Below are 20,216 nucleotides of genomic sequence, written 5' to 3' on the forward strand. Positions count from 1 at the left end.
CTCCTACCGCCCCGTCTTGCGCCGGCCGCCGCTTTTACCGCTGGCGTCGGTGGGGCGGCCGGCGCTAGCCTCCAACCCGATGGTCAGACGCATGCTGTCCCCCGTTAGTGTTCGCGGTCGGCTGCTCGCCGCCTTCGGAGCCATGGTGGTCCTGACGACAGCGGTCGGCGGGGTCGGCTGGTTCGGGCTGGGGGAAACGGAACGCGCCCTGCTCTCTCTCCAGCGCGAGGGGTTGGGCAACATCGCGCTGGCAATGCGGATGGCGGAGCTGAGCACCGGCCTCGCCGCCCGCGCCCCCTTCATCGCCGCCATCGAAGCGACGCCCAGCCTGGACGAGGAGCGCAGCCAGCTCGAACTCAAGCTCGCCGACTTGACCGGGCTGGTCAACCGGCTGCCGGGGCTGGAACGCGCCTCGCTGCATGTCCCGTCCGACGTGCCGTCGCTGGTCCGGCTCGCCGGCCGGCTCGACGGCACGCTGCGCAACCTGATGGACGTCACCGGCGAGTCCATCGCGGTGCGGGCGGAGGCGTCGGCGATCCGGCTCGGGCTGGAACGCCAGCGCATCCTCGGCGAGACGTTGGCCGGGGCTGCAGCCAGGACCTTCGAGCATCCCGGCTTTCCCGGCCTCGAGGGAACCGGTACGCCGCCCTTGCCCTTCTCGGTCCTGCGGCTGGCCGACCGCACGCGCGACGCCGTCTCCGCCGCCCTGACGACCACCAGCCCGCCCGACCTCGTCCGCTGGTACGCCGGCTTCGACGCCGACCGGCAGAGCCTGCGGGCAATCGACACCACCGCCCCGGCGCTGGCGATCATGGCCCCTTCGCTCGACCAGCTTCTGACCGTGCTGGACAGCCAAGCGGCCGTCTTCGACATCCGCACGCGCCAGCTCGGCATCGAGCAGCGCAGCCGCTTCCTGGTCGCCGCCGCCAACACCCTGTCGGTCCAGTTGAACCGCGAGGTCGAGAGCGTCACCAGCACGATGCAGACGGCCGCGCGCAGCCGGGGCGACGCGACCTTCTCCGCCCTGTCCTCGGGCAAGGCCAGCATCCTCGCACTGGGCGCCCTGTGCGCGCTCGCCGCCATCGCCGCGGCGGTCTATGTCATGCGCGACGTTGCCGGCAACCTGCGCGCGGTGACGCGGGCGATGTCGGCGCTGGCAGGCGGCGACAGGCTGGTCAGCGTTCCCGCCACCGGCCGGCCGGACGAGATCGGCGACCTTGCACGCGCCTTCAGCGTCTTCAAGGAGAATGTCGCGGAGCGCGACGCGCTGGCCCGCAAGCTCGGCGAAAACTCGCGGATGCTGGAAGCCGTTTTCGTCAACATGAACGACGGGCTGTCGGTGTTCGACGAGAAGGGCCGGCTGGTCACCTGGAATCCGCGCTTCCTCGACCTCAACGGCTTCACCCCGGCCGAGGTCGCCGGCCGCGAGCTGGCGGAACTGCAACGCAGCCTGCTGCGGCGCGGGGTCGGTATCCGCATGCTCGACGGCAGCAGCGTCGATCTCGACGCGCTGACCCGGCTGCGCACGGAACAGGCGGTCCGCTGCGAGCATCACTTCCCCGACGGACGGGTGGTGGAGCTGCACAGCAGCCCGATGCCGTCCGGCGGCTTCATCACCACCTATTCCGACCTGACCGAGCGCAAGGACATCGAGAAGCAACTGCGCCACGCCCTGAAGATGGAGGCGGTCGGCCAGTTGACCGGCGGCATCGCCCACGACTTCAACAACCTGCTCGCCGCGATCATGGGCAATCTGCAGATGATCCACGACGAGTCGCCGGAGCAGGATCCGGTGCGCGGCAAGGCGCTGCGGGCGCTCGACGCCGCAGAGCGCGGCGCCACGACGATCCAGCGGCTGCTGGCCTTCTCGCGGCAGCAGGCGTTGCAGCCGCAGGCCGTCGACCTGAACGAACTGGTGGAGGGCATGCTCGACCTCCTGGCTTATGGTCTGGGCGGCGGCATCGTCCTGAAGACGGCGCTGACGCCGGGGCTGCCGCCCGCCCTGGTCGATCCCGGCCAGTTGGAGAACGCGCTGCTCAATCTCGTCGTCAATGCCCGCGACGCCCTGCCCGACGGCGGCACCATCGTCATCGCCACGGAAGCCGCCACGCAGGATTCCGGACAGGATGGAAGCGACGCCATCGTCTTGTCTGTCCGCGACGACGGCAGCGGCATGCCGCCCGCCGTGCTGTCGCGCGTCTTCGAGCCCTTCTTCACCACCAAGCGCTTCGGCCGGGGCAGCGGGCTCGGCCTGTCGATGGTCTACGGCTTCGTCCGTCAGTCGGGCGGCAAGGTCGACATCCAGAGCGAGGCCGGCGTCGGCACGCTGGTGGCGATGGCCTTCCCGCGCGCCCGAATGCTGCCGGAAACACTGGTCCTGCCGCGCGACCTCGGCCCGGTCGAAGGCGGCCCCGAGCGCATCCTGGTGGTGGAGGACGATCCCGCCGTCCGCACGACCACCGTCGACATGCTGACGGCGCTGGGCTACCGGGCGGTACCGGCGGCCTCGGCGGAAGAGGCGCTGGTCCTGTTGGAAGGGGCGGCTTTCGATCTCCTGTTCACCGACGTCATCCTGACGGGCGGCATGAACGGCCCCGCCCTGGTCGCCATCGCCAAGGTCCGGCAACCGACGCTCCAGATCCTCTTCTGCTCCGGCTATGCGCGGGACTTCCTGGTGGAAAGCGCCAGCCTGCCGCTCGACATCCACTTCATCCAAAAACCCTACCAGAAGCCCCTGCTCGCTGCCCAGATCCGGAACGTCCTGGCTGGCGCCCCGCCCGCGGCCCGCGGCCGGGTGGAGACTTCGGCCCTGCCGGGACAGGCCTGACGCCGAACGAAATCCCGATTACGGAAAAGCCCGCCTCCCCCGGCATGGGGGAAACGGGCTCATCGAAGCCGGGCCGCCTGCTCAGTTGGCGGCGGACTTGATCTCGGAATCCCAGCGGCCCAGCAGCCGCTTGCGCTCCTCGGCCATGCCGTATTTCTGGAAATTATAGTCGATCAGCCGGACATCCTCGAATTTCGGCGCGTCGGGCGGCAGCACAGACTGCTTGTTGGACGGCGTCATCTGGAAGTTGGTGGCACCGTAGTCCTGTGCTTCCGGCGTTAGGGCGAAGTCGTAAAACTTCTTGGCAGCCTCAAGATTTTTGGCGCCCTTGAGGATGCTCATCGAGCCGATCTCATAGCCGGTCCCCTCGCAAGGAGTGGAAATTTCCACCGGGAATTTGTTCACTTTCTGGATCACGCTGTCGTTGACCCAGGAGATGCCGACCAGCGTCTCGCCCCGCGCCACCGCCGCTGCGGGTGCGGCACCGGACTTGGTGTATTGGTTGATGCTCTCGTTCAGCTTCTTCAGATAGTCGAAGCCGGCATCCTCCCCGAAGATCTGCACCAGGGTCGCCACCGCGGTATAGGCTCCCCCTGACGAATTGGGGTTGGGCATCTGGATCTCGCCCTTGAATTCCGGACGCAGCAGGTCGGCCCAGCATTTCGGCGGCTGGATGCCCCGCTTGGCAAGCATCTCGGTGTTGTAGACGAAACCGAGCGCACCGGCATAGATGCCGACGCTGCGTCCCTGCGACTGCTTGTACTGGCTCTCCGCCCAGGATTGCAGGTCCTTCATCTGCCCGCTCTCGTAAGCAACGCTCAGGCCTTCCTCGGCCGCCTGGAGATGCGGGTCGCCCGAGCTGCCCCACCAGATGTCGATTTTCGGATTGGCCGCCTCGGCACGGATCTGGGCCAGAGCCTCGCCGGCGCTCTTGCGGGTCATGGCGACGCTGATGCCGGTCTTCTTCTCGAAGGCGACGACCATGGCCTTGCACCATTCCTCCTGCACACCGCACATGACGGTGACGCTTCCCTGCGCATAAGCCGGGATCGCGGCAAGCGCAACCAGTGCGCCGATGCCGACACCGACAGACTTCATCTTGGCAACCGCACCAACCATGAGAAGAATCCTCCGAGTGAACTTGTGTTCTTGTTTTCTCTGACGATACCGCGCCGCCCAAAAGCTTTGGCACATCAGGGAAAGGCTGGTATCAATGGCGAGGAGGGGCAAAGGCAACTTCCCGTCTTCCTTCTGCTTCTCCATATTTGCGCATGCCGCATTGTTTGCCGGCACCATTGTTTCCAATTGTTCATACAAGGGCCGGATGAATGGCGGATGTCACCGTTATGGGAAATCGGCGAAACACTGTTAACCGAAGGCTCCCGGAGGCCGGCGACCTTGAGTGACCCCCTCGTCGCCGCCACCAACCGGGCCCGCGGATGCGCTGGCTTCCTGTCGGTCGAGGCGGTGGCAGCGCTCGCCGGCGACGGCGTTCTGGCGCTCGATCCGTTTTCGACCCTGGTCTCGCCGGGCGTCACCCTGGCGGCCGGCGTCACGCTCTGGCCCGGCACGATCATCCAGGCGACGGAGGGAGGCGAGGTGACGGTCGGCAGCGGCACCCGGCTCTTTCCCGGCACGCGCATCGTCGCTGTCGGCGCGCGTGTGACAATCGGTGCCGACACCGAAATCGGCGAAGAGGGTGGCTTCACCATCAAGGCCGATCACACCGACGGCCTGATCGAGATCGGCAGCCGCGTCCGACTGCTCGGCGCCGGTTCGCTCGCACTCGACAACCACATCGGCGATGGAGCCCAGGTCCTCGGCGCGATCCGGATGCAGAATTGCAGGCTCCAGGCCGGCGGCAGTCACCGCGACCCGGATCCGGACCGGCGGGGTGGCGTCCTCAAGGGCAGCGGCGTCGCCCGCGGCCTCACCGTACCGACCGGAATGGTCATCCAGGCTTTCGGCCTATTCAACGAAGCCCCTCTGCGCCCTCAGTCCTTCTTCCATCCGAAACATCGGACATGACGCCACATGAATCGACCCCGGTTTTCCTGACGGCGAGTTGCCGGATTCAGGGGCGGTCCGGCGAAACCGGACCGCTCAATGCGGCACGCATGATTTCGATATATCGCTGTGGATGAAGTTGACGCCACACCCACTCCCCGGCCGTTGCGTCGCCGTATTGGTCGAGCCATCGCTCCAGATTTCCCTGCTCGCGCACCTCGTCCCAGCGGTCCACAACGACCACCGGCAATGAGTCGAACAGAGGATTTATCGAGGACGACAGCGTGATGACGATTGCCCCCAGGTAAAGAGCCTCCCAGGTTCTGTGGCAATCGATCCCGTTTCCTTTCGCGCTCAGCACGAACGGAAATCTCGTGTAATGCCTCCACAGGTCGATTTGGGGCACCCGCGTCTTCAGGCCAAGAACATTCGGGCAGTGCGACAGGCTGCGGTACGCATCCAGCCGCTCCGGCGTGTTCGGGTTGAAATCGCACAACACCTTGAGAGGTTGCGTCCTAGCCGGTGCGCGGGCGGCTCGCAGAGCGACGATGTCACGGAAAAGACCAGCCGCGGATGCCGAGGGGCCGGGGGTATGGAGATCGAGCCCGATTGGAACCGGTCGTATCCGGGGGGACTGCGTTCCGTCGTGGTTCTGGGTATACCAGGCCTTCAACCAGGGACAGGACAGGAGGCTTTTGACCGTTTCCGGCTTGAGATCGAAAGGAACCGTCGCGTCGCCATCCGTCGTCACAAGGACGAATGGCGAGTCGATCGTGGAAAGGACCGAATTTGCGAAGTGATCCAGATCGCAAGGCAGACCGTCGCGTGCCTTTGTGCCCAGCCGGATCCAGACGATCCCTTGTGCATTCCCGTAATGACGGCTGAAGAAATCCTCATTCTGGACGGATTCCGTATCTGCCCTCCAATACCAGTCGGGGCCGCTGACGTCGCAGAACCGGCTGATCCCCTTCGACCAGAACACGGGCAGCTTCTCGGGCTCTCCGGCGCCCGGAGACACGTCTCCAAGGATCGATTGCAGGTCCGGGGACAACATCAATGATGACCTCTGCAAAGCGGAAGAGCGGAACGGACTGCCATCATGCGGGCCCATCCCGTCGGAGGCGCTGTGCGACCAATTGTCCCAATCGGCAGAACGCTTCCGTTTCACCGTCCTCAAGCAACCTCAGGAAGGAAGGCCGCAACGGCTTTCTCCTCCATTCGAAATAGCGGGAATATTCGGCCTCGTCTCTCGCCAGATCGGTGAGATAAGCCGCGAGCGCCTTCGGGCCTGAGAATTTCCTTACATCGATATAGCAATGATCTCCTGGAGAGAATTCATCGATGTTGGGAGCTCCCATATAAATCGGAACAGACCCACAGAGGAGAGGCTGAAAAAACTTTTCGGTCACATAATCATTTTCTATAGTATTTTCAAAAGATATGCTGAATTTGTATCTGGATACCACATCCATTTTTGTAGAAAATCCTCTGTCTTCGACAGATAGATGTTTGTTTCTGAGGAAATTACCAAATGAATCCACAGACATATACTTCATAAATTCCGCAGCATAGGCATTGCGGCCACTCAGGTCACTCGGCGCGGACTGGAACATCACAGCCTCGGCGGTTCCGGTCTTGAAGGGGATCGGCTTCGACACTGCCGCCTCCCACTCTTCCCGCTTGGGCAGGTAGGAGCACCAGACGTCGGCCGAGCGCTCGAAGGTCATCTGGACATCGAAAAAGCGCATGATCGCAGGATCGTTCCGAACAGGCGTATGCCCACGGCTTTCCATCGACCATGCCACCCAGATCTGACCGCGGCGCTTGGGGACCGTCCCAATCTCGTTCCATTGCGGCAGATGGAAGACGACAGCATCCGCGTCGCCCAGGAGCTCCCGGTTGTTGGTGAAACGATACTCCGAAGAGCAGGGGAAGCTGGCCCAGTCCGGATAGGAACCGAAAAAGCTATTATAGAACAATATTATAGCTTTTCGCCCCGCTGCTGCGCCATCCAGCGACATGTCATTCCGCTCCGTTCAAGCCGAGGGAGAGCCATCACAAAACGCTTTCCCTACAGACTCAATATAATATATGGCTATGACATCCTAGAAATACCTATAAGGCACCGCCATAAACCGCAAAAAGCGGAATTGAATTTTGAGAAAGAACATCCAGAGTGGAGTTGCTGGAAACCTTTGACTTCTGGATTATTAGGATTGAAATACAAATTGTCACTTAAAATATCTGCGCAATCCTTGACGCCCGTTAGGCAAGTTTAATATTTTTGGAATCCGTCTTGAGCCCTTTCATCAGACTCCATCGATGTGATTTTTCCTTCTGCTCCGCCTTGACGATATCTGGAAGGACATGAGCGACTTGGACCTCGTCATCCCGTCTGTGATCCACCAGACATGGAAGAGCCAGGAGATTCCGAGCGAGTTCCTGGCCCTTCAACGAAGCTGGATCGACCACAATCCAGGCTTCGCCTATCGGTTCTGGACCGACGATGACATCGAGCGTTTCGTTGAGGCCGAGCATCCGGCGCTGCTCCCGGTCTTCCGCGGCTATGCCGATCCGATCGCGCGGGTCGATCTGGCACGCTATCTGATTCTGCGCCGGTTCGGCGGGGTGTATGCCGATCTCGATTTTGAATGCCTTCGCCCGATCGGCGGGCTGCTGGACGGTCGGAGCTTCGTCGTCGGGCTGGAGCCGGAGGAACATGACGGCTTGACGAAGGCAGTCGAACGCGGGCTCTCCCGCATCCTCTGTCCGTCCTTTCTCGCATCCGTTCCCGGTCACCCGTTCTGGGATCATCTGATTGACCGGCTGGTCGAAGCGCGCCACTGCGCGGATGTGCTCGACGCGACCGGCCCGTTCCTGCTGACACGCGCCCATGCGTCCTACGAAGCCGCCCATCCGGGCGGGACGGAGGCTGCGGCCGCTGTGACGGTGCTGCCGCCGAGCCAGCTCTATCCGGTCACCAAGGACGATTGCTGGAGCGGCAGGCTGTTCGATCTCGTCTTCTGGGAGCAGGCGACGCGAAACGCCTACGCCATCCACTATTGGGAAGGCACCTGGTTCCGCGGCGATGCCGAACGCAAGCCGAAATTGCCGGATCGGGTCACGGCGGTGGTGTCGAACGGTTCTGCCGCCCCGCCGGCCGGCTCCGCGGCGACCGCGGAAGATGCGGGCGGTCCGCCGCTCATCTCATGCCTCATGGTCACCAAGGGCGGGGATGGCGGACGGACGGGCATGCTGGCCCTGGCGATCGACAGCTTCGCGCGGCAGAGCTGGCAGAACAAGGAACTCGTCATCGTCTGCGACGCAGCCACCCGCGATGGAGATGGGCCGGACGCTCCGCTGGACGCGCTGGACGCCATGATCCGGGCCGCCGGCAGGACGGATATCCGCCTTGTCCGGGTCGACGGGCCGGGCCGGGCGCTCGGGGAGCTGCGCAACATCGCGGTCGACAGCGCAAAGGGCCGCTACGTCTGTCAATGGGACGACGACGATCTCTACGACCCGATGCGGCTTGAGGTCCAGCACATGGCCCTCGCCCGGACCGGTGCCCATGCCTGCCTGCTCGGGCGTTGGATGATCTGGTGGCCGGGCCGGCAGAAGCTCGCGGTTTCCTGCGAAAGATACTGGGAAGGATCGCTGCTGTGCGAGAAGGCGGTGATGCCCCGCTATCCGCATCTGCGGCGCGGCGAGGACACCCCGCTCGTCGACCAGCTCCGGCAGACCGTGCGCGTCGTCCGCCTGGACATGCCCCGGCTCTACACCTACGTCGTGCATGGCGCCAACACCTTCGCCACCGACCATTTCGACGAGCATTGGCAAGTCGCCACCAGCCGTTTCACCGGCGACCGCTACGAGTCGGTCCTGCGGGAGATGGCCAAACGGCTGCCGATCGACGCAGTCCGGCGACAAGCCGCGGAGATATCCGGGCCGGGCCCTGCCTCCCAGCCCCCTCCCCCATCGGATCGGACGGGACACGCTCCCGCGGCCCCCATAGGGTCCACAGGGGCGTTCCGGACCGCCAAGGTCCTGGTGTTGACACCGGTCAAGGATGCGCGCAGCCATCTGCCGCGCTATATGCAGCTGCTCGACCAGCTCGACCATGACCCCGGCTGCCTGTCTCTCGGTTTCCTGGAAAGCGACAGCGTGGATGGGACCCATGCGTGGCTGGCCGAACGTTTGCCGGCCCTGCGCGACCGCTACCGCCGCGTGACACTGCTGCGCCAGGATTACGGGTTCCATCCGGAGGGACCGCGCTGGCTGCCGGCGGTGCAGCGTACCCGCCGCGAGATCCTCGCGCGTTCGCGAAACCGCCTCCTGCAGGCCGCCCTTGCCGACGAGGACTGGGTGTTGTGGCTGGATGCGGACCTGATTCACTATCCGCCCGATTTCCTGGGGCGTCTGCTGGCGGCGGGGCGGGACATCGCGACGCCGCATTGCGTCCTGCCGAACGGCACCACCTTCGACCTCAACAGCTTTGCCCTGGAACCGGACGGCGAACGGCCGGAGCATCTGATCGACGGCCTGTTCCAGCCGCCGAGAGGCATCGGGCGCCGCTACCTCGACTCCTTCCCGGACAAGGACGCCGTGGCGCTGGACGGTGTCGGCGGCACGGCGCTGCTGGTGCGGGCCGACCTTCATCGGGAGGGGCTTTGCTTCCCGCCCTACAGCCATCGGGGCTACATCGAGAACGGAAGGGCTGGCAGCGATGGCGAAAGACATGGGGATCACCTGCTGGGGGCTCCCGGCGGTGAAGATCGTCCATGCCGACCATTGACGCGGCGGTTTTCCAGTTCCGCTCGTCGGGCCACGGCAGTGGCGGCAGCCGGCGCTTCGGCCCCGACAACTGCTCATTCAAGGGATGACTCCAGTGTTAGAACCCGAACCGGCCCAATCGGGCCCATCGCCGGCCGCGGGCGGCCCGGCACTGCCCGCCTTCGCGGCGAGCATCGTCATCTGCACCTATCGGCGTCCCGAGCTGCTGGATGCCTGTCTGGCCAGCCTGCTGGATCAGCAGCTCCCGGACGGTTTCCACGAAATTCTGGTGGTCGACAATTCAACCGGCTGCGAAGCCCGCCCGGTCGTGGAACGCTGGCAACCCTTCTTCACCTTGCGGCGCACCCCGCTGCGCTATTTGCTGGAAGAGCGCAGCGGGGTCGCCTTTGCCCGCAACCGGGGGGTGGCGGAGGCGGTGTCGCCGCTGATCGTCTTCATCGACGATGACGAAACGGCCTGCGACGGCTGGCTTGGGCAGATGGTCGAACCCTTTATCCGCTTCGGCGACGCGGTGGATATCGTCGCTGGAGAGGTCGAGCCGGATTTCGGCGACCAGCCTCGTCCCGACTGGCTGAGCGACGACCTGCTGCAATTCTTCTCATGCCGTTGGGGTTGGGACACCCAGCCACGCTTTCTCCAGCTGCCGGAATGGTTCGGTGAAGGGAACTGCGCCTTCCGCAAGGCTCTGATGGCCGGCCGGCAATTCCCGACCGACATGGGGCGCAAGGGCGGCGGACTGATGTCCAACGAAGGCATCATCTTCCAGGACATGCGGCGGGAGGGAGCCAGCGCCTATTACGTGCCAAGCGCCTTCGTGCTGCACCATATCCATCCCGACCGGCTGAACCGGAGCTGGCTCATGCGGCGCATGTTCTTCCAGGGCGTGTCCAACCGCAAGACGGTGGACCGCATGGGCGTGGACGTTCCGCAGGCCGACTTCATGCTGAATCTGGCCAAGCTGGCCACGCTGGATGTCGAGGCGCTGGAAGGCGAGAGCATCCGCGCCGTCGCGGGTCTGTATCACCAGATCGGCTACGCGATGGGAAGCGTGCTGCATGGAGACGGCTGAGGACGGATTGCTCCGCCGACACCGTCCCAATTCCCCGGCCTGCCCGATCCCCGCCCCGAAGCCGCGAAAGAAATGGCAACGGGCCAAGACCTAAAACATCTCAAGCCGGCCGCTTTTTCATACGTTGTCACAGCATTGCACGAATTTCAGTCTCGTGAAATATCGTTGTTTAAACCTGATACAATTGGTTCGTTGATAACGACACTGATCTTTTGATATGGCGGAGCGGGAAGGTTCGGCGTGCCTAAAAGGCAGGTCCTTTTCGTGAATTGAATGTTACCAGAAAGTTAACTGGTTTTCGCTTCGCGCGAATTGCAAGGAGATCGACGTGGCCGGCACACTTGACCTGAATAATCCAAATGATATGTATGGATCGACGCAGACCGTTGGTCAGTATTCTACGATCATTGGTAGTGGTAGCGTCGACGTAATTACTTTCGGTTCCAACGGGAATACTGTATCGATCTCCTTGCTGGAAACTCTGATCGGTAGCGCCGGGACCGATTTCGCTACGGTGAATTCCCAGGGCATCACCCTGATGATCGGCGCGCTCGAGACGCTGACAGGCGGTGCCGGCCAAGACGTCATCAGCGTGATGCCGACCGGCATCACCACGCAGGTCGGCGCGATCGAAACGCTGACCGGCAGCAACAGCAGCGATGTGATCAGCCTGGGTTCGGCCGGTAACACGATGCTGGTGATCGATCTCGAGACGCTGACCGGCGGCGCCGGCACCGACGTCATCACGGTGGACTTCAACGGCACCACGATGGCGGTCTCGGGGCTCGAGACCCTCGTTGGCAGCGGCGCCAACCAGGATCTGATCACGCTGGCGGGCACGCTCGGCAGCACCCTGCAGATTTCGCTGCTCGACACGCTGCTCGGCAGCATCGGTACCGATGTCGTCAAACTGGGCGCGGGCGGCAACACCCTGCGGGTGATGGACGTCGAGACGCTGACGGGCGGAGCCGGCCGCGACGTCGCCACCTTGATCGGCACGCTCGGCAGCACGCTGCAGGTCTCGCTTCTGGAGACCCTGGTCGGCGGCGTGGGCAATGACCTGGTCAGCCTGGGCACCGCCGGCAACACCATGCTGGTCAGCAACGTCGAGACGCTGACTGGTGGCGCCGGCACAGACGTGATCACGCTGACCGATGTCGACAACACGACGACGGTCAGCGGGATCGAAACGCTGTTCGGCGGCACCGATAGCGATGTCATCATCCTGGCCGGGACGAGCGGCAACACGCTGGCGGTCGCGAGAATCGAGACGCTGACCGGTAGCGCTGCCAACGACGTGATCACGCTGTCCGCTACCGGCAACACGACGACGGTCAGCGGGATCGAAACGATATTCGGCGGTACCGGCAGCGATGTCATCATCCTGGCCGGGGCGGGCGGCAACACGCTGGCGGTCACGGGGCTCGAAACGCTGACTGGCAACAGCGGCACCGATGCGGTCACCCTGGGCAACGTCGGCAACACCATGCTGGTGAGCAGCATCGAGACGCTGACCGGCGGCACCGGTCGCGACGTGGTCACGCTGGGGGGCACGCTCGGCGCGACGCTGCAGGTTTCGCTGCTGGAGACCCTGGTCGGCGGCGCCGGCAACGACGTGGTCAACCTGGGCGCGGCCGGTTCGACAATGCTGGTCAACGGCATCGAGACGCTGACCGGCGGCGGCGGCAGCGACGTGGTCACGCTGGGGGGCACGCTCGGCGCGACACTGCAGGTTTCGCTGCTGGAGACTCTGGTCGGCGGCGACGGCAACGACGTGGTCAACCTGGGCGCGGCCGGTTCGACCATGCTGGTCAGCGGCATCGAGACGCTGACCGGCGGCGCCGGCAGCGATGCCATCACCATCGGCACGGCCGGTGCAACCCTTCTGGTGAGCGGCATCGAGACGCTGATCGGCGGCGTCGGCACCGAAATCGTCACCTTGGACGCAGGCGGCAACACGCTGCTGGTTTCCGCCATCGATACGCTGATCGGCGGCGCGGGCAACGACGTGGTGACGTTGGCCAACACGGCCGGCAACACGGTTTCGCTTGCCGGCATCGAGACGCTGACCGGCAGCATCGGCACCGACGTGCTGACGCTGGGAACCGGCGGCGGCACGGTGACGGTCTCGCTGTTTGAAACGGTGAGCGGCGGCATCGGCATCGACGTGGTCGGCCTTGGCGATCTGGGCAACACCGTGTTCGTGTGCGCCGTGGAGACGCTGACCGGCGGTGCCGGCAACGACGTCGTCACCCTCTGCTCGAACGGCACGACCCTGCTGGTGAACGGCATCGAGACGCTGACCGGCGGCGCGGGCATCGACATCGTCACGCTGGGCGGGACGCTCGGCGCGACGCTGCAGGTCTCGCTGCTGGAAACGCTGGTCGGCGGCGCCGGCAATGATGTCGTCACGCTGGACGGGACCGGTTCGTCCATCCAGGTCTCGCTGCTGGAGACGGTGATCGGCAGCGTCGGGACCGACATCATCACGCTGGGCGGAACTCTCGGCACGACGCTGCAGGTTTCGCTGTTGGAAACCCTGGTCGGCAGCGCGGGCAACGACGCGATCAACTTCGGCAGCGCCGGCAACACCTTGGTGGTTGCGGGTCTGGAAACGTTGACCGGCGGGGCCGGCACCGATGTCGTCACCATCGGCTCGGCCGGTTCGACCCTGGTTGTCGGCGGCATCGAGACGCTGATCGGCGGCTCCGGCATCGAAGTCGTCACACTGGCCGCTACCGGCAACACGCTGGTGGCTTCGGCGATCGACAGCCTGATCGGCGGGGCCGGCATCGACGTGGTGACGCTGGCCAATACGGGCGGCAATACGGTGACGCTGGCCGGCATCGAGACGCTGATCGGCGACGTCGGCAACGACGTGCTGGCGGTCGGCACCGGTGGCGCCACCGTGACGGTTTCGCTGTTCGAGACGCTGACAGGCGGCGTGGGCATCGATGCGATCAGCCTGGGCAGCACCGGCAACACCTTGGTGGTCGCGGGTCTGGAAACGCTGACCGGCGGGGTCGGCACCGATGTCGTCACCATCGGCTCTACCGGTTCGACCTTCCAGGTCAGTGGAATCGAGACGCTGATCGGTGGCATCGGCACCGACATCGTCTCCATCGGCACGGCCGGTTCGACCATGCTGGTCAGCGGCATCGAGACGCTGGTCGGCGGTATCGGCACCGATGTCGTCACCATCGGCTCCGCCGGCAGCACGCTGGCGATGACCGGCATCGAGACGCTGATCGGCGGTGTCGGCACCGACATGGTCTATCTGGCGACCACCGGCAGCACCGTCACGCTGACGAGCATCGATATTGTGATCGGCAGCACCGCCAACGACGTGGTGACGCTGGCCAATACGGGCGGCAACACCGTTCAGATGCTCGGGATCGAGACTCTGACCGGCAGCATCGGCGTCGATGTTCTGACGCTGGGCAGCGGCGGTGGGACGGTCACGGTCTCGCTGTTCGAAACGGTGAGCGGCGGCGCCGGCCTTGACATCGTCAACATCGGCACGGCCGGCAGCACGCTGGCGGTGTGCGCCGTGGAGTCGCTGACCGGCGGCCTTGGCACCGATGTCATCACCCTCTGCCCGAACGGCAACACCATTCTGATCGCGGCTGTCGAAACGCTGATCGGCAGCACGGCCACCGACGCCGTCACTCTGGGCACCGCCGGCAACACCATCCTGGTGTCGGCGCTGGAGACGCTGACCGGCAGTGTCGGCACCGATGTCGTCACCCTCGGTTCGGCTGGCAGCACGATGCTGGCGACCGGGCTTGAGACCCTGACCGGCGGCGCCGGCACCGATCTGGTGTTCATCGGCCTGACCGGCAGCACCCTGCTGGTGTCCGGCATCGAGACGCTGGTCGCCGGATCGAACATCGACACCGCGAACACCCTGGTCGACATCGTCACTCTGGGTACCGCCGGCAACACCATCCTCCTGCGCGGGCTGGAGACGCTGATCGGCGGGGCCGGCACCGATGTCGTCACCATCGGCGACACCGGCACCACCATGCTGATGTCGAATGTCGAGACGCTGTCCGGCGGCACCGGCATCGACGTCATCAGCCTGGGCACGGCCGGCAACACCCTGGTGCTGGTCGGCCTGCTCGAGACCCTGACCGGCGGCGTCGGCACCGACGTCGTCACCCTGGGCTCGGCCGGGACGACCCTGCTTGTCAACGGTCTTGAGACGATCACCGGCGGCACGGGTTCGGAACTGATCTATCTCGGCTCGGGCGGCAACACGCTGCTGGCATCCGGGATCGACATCCTGATCGGTGGTGTCGGCACCGATGTCGTCACGCTGGGCACGGCCGGCAACACGGTGCTGCTGCGCGGCATCGAGACGCTGACCGGCGGTGTCGGCACCGACGTCCTGACGCTGGGCAACACAGGCAACACTGTCACGGTTTCGCTGTTCGAAACGGTGGGCGGCGGCACCGGCGTGGACGTCATCAACATCGGCACGGCCGGCAGCACGCTGGCGGTGTGCGCCGTGGAGTCGCTGACCGGCGGTGTCGGCACCGATGTCATCACCCTTTGCCCGAACGGCAACACCATTCTGGTCGCGGCCGTCGAAACGCTTATCGGCAGCACGGCCACCGACTTCGTCACTCTGGGAACCGCCGGCAACACCATCCTGGTGTCGGCGCTGGAGACGCTGACCGGCAGCGTCGGCACCGACGTCGTCACCCTCGGTTCGGCCGGCAGCACGATGCTGGCGACCGGGCTTGAGACCCTGACCGGCGGCGCCGGCACCGATCTGGTGTTCATCGGCCTGACCGGCAGCACCCTGCTGGTGTCCGGCATCGAGACGCTGGTCGCCGGGTCGAACATCGACACCGCGAACACCCTGGTCGACATCGTGACGCTGTCGTCCACCGGCAACACCATCCTGCTGCGCGGGCTGGAGACGCTGATCGGCGGGGCCGGCACCGATGTCGTCACCATCGGCGACACCGGCACCACCATGCTGATGTCGAATGTCGAGACGCTGTCCGGCGGCACCGGCATCGACGTCATCAGCCTGGGCACGGCCGGCAACACCCTGGTGCTGGTCGGCCTGCTCGAGACCCTGACCGGCGGCGTCGGCACCGACGTCGTCACCCTGGGCTCGGCCGGAACGACCCTGCTTGCCAATGCGCTGGAAACCATCGTCGGCGGCACGGGTTCGGAACTGATCTATCTCGGCTCCGCCGGCAACACGCTTCTGGCGTCCGGGATCGACATCCTGATCGGCGGCGTCGGCACCGATGTCGTCACACTGGGCACGGCCGGCAACACGGTGCTGCTGCGCGGCATCGAGACGCTGACCGGCGGCGTGGGCACCGACATCCTGACGCTGGGCAACACGGGCAACACCGCCACGGTTTCGCTGTTCGAGACGATCATCGGCGGCACCGCCACCGATGCCATCACCTTGGGCACGGCCGGCAACACCCTGCTGGTTTCGGGTCTGGAGACCCTGACCGGTGGCGTGGGCACCGATGTCATCACCCTCGCCTCGGTCCTCGGCAACACCACGCTGGTGTCCGGCATCGAGACGCTGACCGGTCAGGTCGGCACCGACGCCATCGCCCTGGGCACCGCCGGCAACACCATCCTGGTGTCGCTGCTGGAGACGCTGACCGGCGGCGTCGGCACCGATGTCGTCACCCTCGGTTCGGCCGGCAGCACGATGCTGGCGACCGGTCTGGAGACCCTGACCGGCGGGGCCGGCACCGATCTGGTGTTCATCGGCCTGACCGGCAGCACCCTGCTGGTGTCCGGCATCGAGACGCTGGTCGCCGGGTCGAACATCGACACCGCGAACACCCTGGTCGACATCGTGACGCTGTCGTCCATCGGCAACACCATCACCCTGCGCGGGCTGGAGACGCTGATCGGCGGGGCCGGCACCGACGTCGTCACCATCGGCGACACCGGCACCACCATGCTGATGTCGAATGTCGAGACGCTGTCCGGCGGCACCGGCATCGACGTCATCAGCCTGGGCACGGCCGGCAACACCCTGGTTCTGGTCGGCCTGCTGGAGACCCTGACCGGCGGTGTCGGCACCGACGTCGTCACCCTGGGCTCGGCCGGGACGACCCTGCTTGTCAACGGTCTTGAGACGATCACCGGCGGCACGGGTTCGGAACTTGTGTTCCTGGGCTCGGGCGGTTCGACGGTCTCGGTGTCGGGCATCGACATCCTGATCGGCGGCGTCGGCACCGACGTTGTCACGCTGGGCACGGCCGGCAACACGGTCCTGCTGCGCGGCATCGAGACGCTGACCGGCGGCGTGGGCACCGACGTCCTGACGCTGGGCAACACGGCCAACACCGCGACAGTTTCGCTGTTCGAGACGATCATCGGCGGCACCGCCTCCGATGCCATCACGATCGGCACCACGGGCGGCACCCTGCTGGTTTCGGGTCTTGAGACCCTGACCGGTAGCTCGCTCTCCGACGTCGTCACCCTCGGCTCGGCCGGCAACACCCTCGCGGTGACGCTGATCGAGACGCTGAACGGCGGCTCGGGCGCCGACGTCGTGTCGCTGGGCACGGCGGGCAACACCCTGCTGGTCTCGGCTCTGGAAACCATCACCGGTTCCACCGCCACCGACCTGATCACCATCGGCACGGCCGGCAGCACGCTGCTCGCCAACCTGCTGGAGACGGTCACCGGCGGTCTTGGCACCGACGTGATCTTCCTGGGCTCGTCCGGCAACACGATGCTGGCTTCGGGCATCGAGATCCTGGTCGGCGGCACCAACACCGACGTCGTCACGCTGGGCACCACGGGCAACACCCTGCTCCTGCGTGGCCTGGAGACCCTGACCGGCTCCGTCGGCACCGACGTCGTCACCATCGGCGACACCGGCACCACCATGCTGGTTTCGGGCATCGAGACCCTGGCCGGCGGCGCAGGCCTCGACCTGATCCAGCTGAGCACGGCGGGCAACACCTTGCTGGTTTCGGGTCTGGAGACCCTGACCGGTAGCGTGGGCACCGACATCATCACGCTGGGCACCGTGGGTAACACCCTGGTGGTCAACGCGATCGACACGCTGACCGGCGGCACGGGTTCCGACCTCGTGTTCCTGGGTTCGGGCGGTTCGACGCTGCTGGCGGCTGGCCTGGAAATCCTGGTCGGCGGCACGGGCGTCGACGTGGTCACGCTGGGCACGGCTGGCAACACGGTGCTGCTACGCGGCATCGAGACGCTGACCGGCGGTCTGGGTACCGACGTCATCACGCTCGGCAACACCGCCAACTCGCTGATCGTCGGCGGCATCGAGACGCTGATCGGTGGCCTCGCCTCCGACATCGTCACGCTGGGCACGGCGGGCAACACCCTGCTGGTTTCGGGTCTGGAGACCCTGACCGGTGGCGTGGGCACCGACATCGTAACCATCGGCTCGGCCGGCGGCACGCTGCTGGTGAGCGGCATCGAAACGGTGATCGGCGGCACGGGCCTGGAGGTGATCTTCACCAGCACGGCTGGTTCGACCCTCACCGTCTCGGGTGCGGACTTCGTGATCGGCAGCGCCGGCACCGACGTCCTGACCCTGGGCACGGCCGGCAACACCACCACCATCCGCGGCATCGAGACGCTGATCGGCGGTGCGGGCAGCGACCTGGTGATCCTGGGCGACACCGGCAACACGCTGAACCTGGGCTTGGGCATCGAGATCCTGGTCGGCGGCACTGGCACCGACGTGCTGACCATCGGCACCTCGGGCACGACCCTGCTGACCCGCGGCATCGAGACGCTGATCGGCGGCGTGGGCACCGACGTCATCACGCTCGGTGACACGGTGAACACCATCACCGTGACGGGCATCGAGACCCTGACCGGCGGTGCGAACACCGACGTCGTCTTCACCGGTTCGGCCGGCGTGACGATGACGGTCTCGGGCGTCGAGTTCCTGGTCGGCGGCACCGGTTCGGATGTCGTGACCCTGGGCTCCTCGGGCAACACGGTCATCACCCGCGGCATCGACACCCTGTCGGGCGGTGCGGGCAGCGACCTGGTGTTCCTGGGCGACACCGGCGTCACCATGACGCTGGGTTCGGGCATCGAGATCCTGGTCGGCGGCGCTGCCACCGACGTCATCACTCTGGGCACCTCGGGCAGCACCCTGCTGACCCGTGCGGTCGAGACGCTGATCGGCGGCGTGGGCACCGACGTCATCACCCTGGGCGACACCCCGAACACGGTCACCGTGACGGGCGTTGAGACCCTGGTCGGTGGCGCCAACACCGACATCGTCTTCACCGGTTCGGCCGGCGTGACGATGACGGCCTCGGGCGTCGAGTTCCTGGTCGGCGGTACCGGTTCGGATGTCGTGACCCTGGGTGCGGCGGGCAACACCGTCATCACCCGCGGCATCGACACCATGATCGGTGGTGCGGGCAGCGACCTGGTGATCCTGGGCGACACGGGCGTCACCATGCGGGCCGAGAGCGGGATCGAGATCCTGGTCGGCGGCGCCGGTTCCGACCTCGTCAGCCTCGGCGATGGCGGCAACACGGTCCTGCTGCGTGGCATCGAGACCCTGACCGGCGGCACCGGCAACGACGTGATCACGCTGGGCAACACCGGTGTGACGATGTCGGTCTCGGGCATCGAGACGCTGATCGGCGGCACGGGCACCGACGCCATCACGGTGACCGGCGGTGCGGGCATCCGCTTCCAGGCCGGCACGGGCGACAGCCTGAGCCTGGCTTCGGGCAGCGGCACCGACACGGTGGTGTACTCGTCCTTCACCGACATCTCGGCGCTGGGCGCGAACACCGGCTTCGTCTCGGTCTCGAACTTCCAGTCGGGCACCGACAAGGTGCAGCTGACCGGTACGGCCCGGACCGCTGCGGATAAGAACGGCGATGCCTCGCTCTCGACGGCCTCTGCTGCGACCAACGGCGTGAACATCGGCTCCAACGAGCTGGTGAGCCTGACCTCGGTCGTCAGCGGCAGCCTGACGGACGCTTCGCTGGCCAGCTTCCGCTCGGCCCTGGGGACGCTGACGAACTCGTCGGCTGGTGCAAGCACGCTGGTTCTGGCCAACAACGGCACCAGCTCCGGCCTGTACCAGGTGGTCGACACCAACGGCGACGGCCAGGTGGCCGCCACCGAGGTCCGGCTGCTCGGCGTCTACAACGGCACCGTCCTCTCGCTCTCCGACATCAACCTCGGTTGATGATGGGGCTCGGTTGATGAAGGGGGCGTGAGCCCAAGCCTGCTGAAAGGAGGGGGCGCCCGCAGGGGCGCCCCCTTTCTCTTTGTGCGGACGGTCGGCTGTCGTCCGGCGCACGGACGGACGATCCTTCGCACTTCAATGCTGAAGGTTAAAGACCGGTCGAAACGGGTCAGGCACTCTTGCAGCGGAGCACGTAACTTTCTTACGGCGTGTCGGCAAATGCCGGGAGCAAGAAACCGTCAAAGGACTCCCAGCAAAATCGCAACCAGCAGCAGTGGTATGTTTAAAATAATGCCAGTGTCATATTGATTGATTTGAAA

7 protein-coding genes and 1 pseudogene are annotated in these 20,216 nt (G+C 65.4%); 5 read left to right on the top strand and 3 right to left on the bottom strand.

Translation table 11 applies throughout. The features are described 5' to 3' along the window. Positions 1 to 91: 91 nt before the first annotated feature. Positions 92 to 2,827 carry a PAS-domain containing protein gene (locus tag ACWPN8_RS26680; RefSeq protein ID WP_492242950.1) on the top strand — a complete coding sequence of 912 codons (2,736 nt, stop codon included), beginning with the start codon at positions 92 to 94 and terminating at the stop codon, positions 2,825 to 2,827. An 81-nt stretch (positions 2,828 to 2,908) separates the two neighbouring features. Here the strand turns inward: ACWPN8_RS26680 and ACWPN8_RS26685 are convergent, their stop codons facing one another. After that, the gene (locus tag ACWPN8_RS26685; protein WP_247872871.1) at positions 2,909 to 3,946 is read right to left on the bottom strand and encodes an ABC transporter substrate-binding protein; all 1,038 of its coding nucleotides are present in this window, start codon (positions 3,944 to 3,946) and stop codon (positions 2,909 to 2,911) included. A 279-nt stretch (positions 3,947 to 4,225) separates the two neighbouring features. Here ACWPN8_RS26685 and ACWPN8_RS26690 point away from each other — a divergent pair, with 279 nt between their 5' ends. Then, positions 4,226 to 4,855: an LbetaH domain-containing protein gene (locus ACWPN8_RS26690; protein WP_492242951.1), complete on the top strand. Its 630-nt coding sequence runs from the start codon at positions 4,226 to 4,228 to the stop codon at positions 4,853 to 4,855. Between the two features lie 46 nt (positions 4,856 to 4,901). On the opposite strand, the gene ACWPN8_RS26695 is transcribed toward ACWPN8_RS26690, so the two are convergent. Together ACWPN8_RS26695 and ACWPN8_RS26700 are read right to left on the bottom strand one after the other, a co-directional pair. Continuing rightward, a complete protein-coding gene (locus ACWPN8_RS26695; protein ID WP_492242952.1) occupies positions 4,902 to 5,888 on the bottom strand; it encodes a hypothetical protein in 987 nt (328 codons plus the stop codon). 43 nt (positions 5,889 to 5,931) lie between these two features. Further along, complete coding sequence (locus tag ACWPN8_RS26700) at positions 5,932 to 6,855, bottom strand: glycosyltransferase family 10 fucosyltransferase (protein ID WP_492242953.1); 924 nt, start codon at positions 6,853 to 6,855, stop codon at positions 5,932 to 5,934. 346 nt (positions 6,856 to 7,201) lie between these two features. On the opposite strand from ACWPN8_RS26700, the pseudogene ACWPN8_RS26705 reads away from it, so the two are divergent. The 3 genes and pseudogenes from ACWPN8_RS26705 to ACWPN8_RS26715 all read left to right on the top strand — a co-directional run. Then, positions 7,202 to 9,460: pseudogene (locus ACWPN8_RS26705) on the top strand (glycosyltransferase); the annotation flags it as partial. Positions 9,461 to 9,713: 253 nt separating this feature from the next. Further along, positions 9,714 to 10,697: a glycosyltransferase family A protein gene (locus ACWPN8_RS26710; protein WP_109096778.1), complete on the top strand. Its 984-nt coding sequence runs from the start codon at positions 9,714 to 9,716 to the stop codon at positions 10,695 to 10,697. A 469-nt stretch (positions 10,698 to 11,166) separates the two neighbouring features. Continuing rightward, positions 11,167 to 19,896 (top strand): beta strand repeat-containing protein, encoded by an 8,730-nt coding sequence (locus ACWPN8_RS26715; RefSeq protein ID WP_492242954.1) that lies wholly within the window; start codon positions 11,167 to 11,169, stop codon positions 19,894 to 19,896. The last annotated feature ends 320 nt before the right edge of the window (positions 19,897 to 20,216 follow it).

The sequence above is a fragment of the Azospirillum sp. UENF 112521 genome (assembly GCF_058780665.1).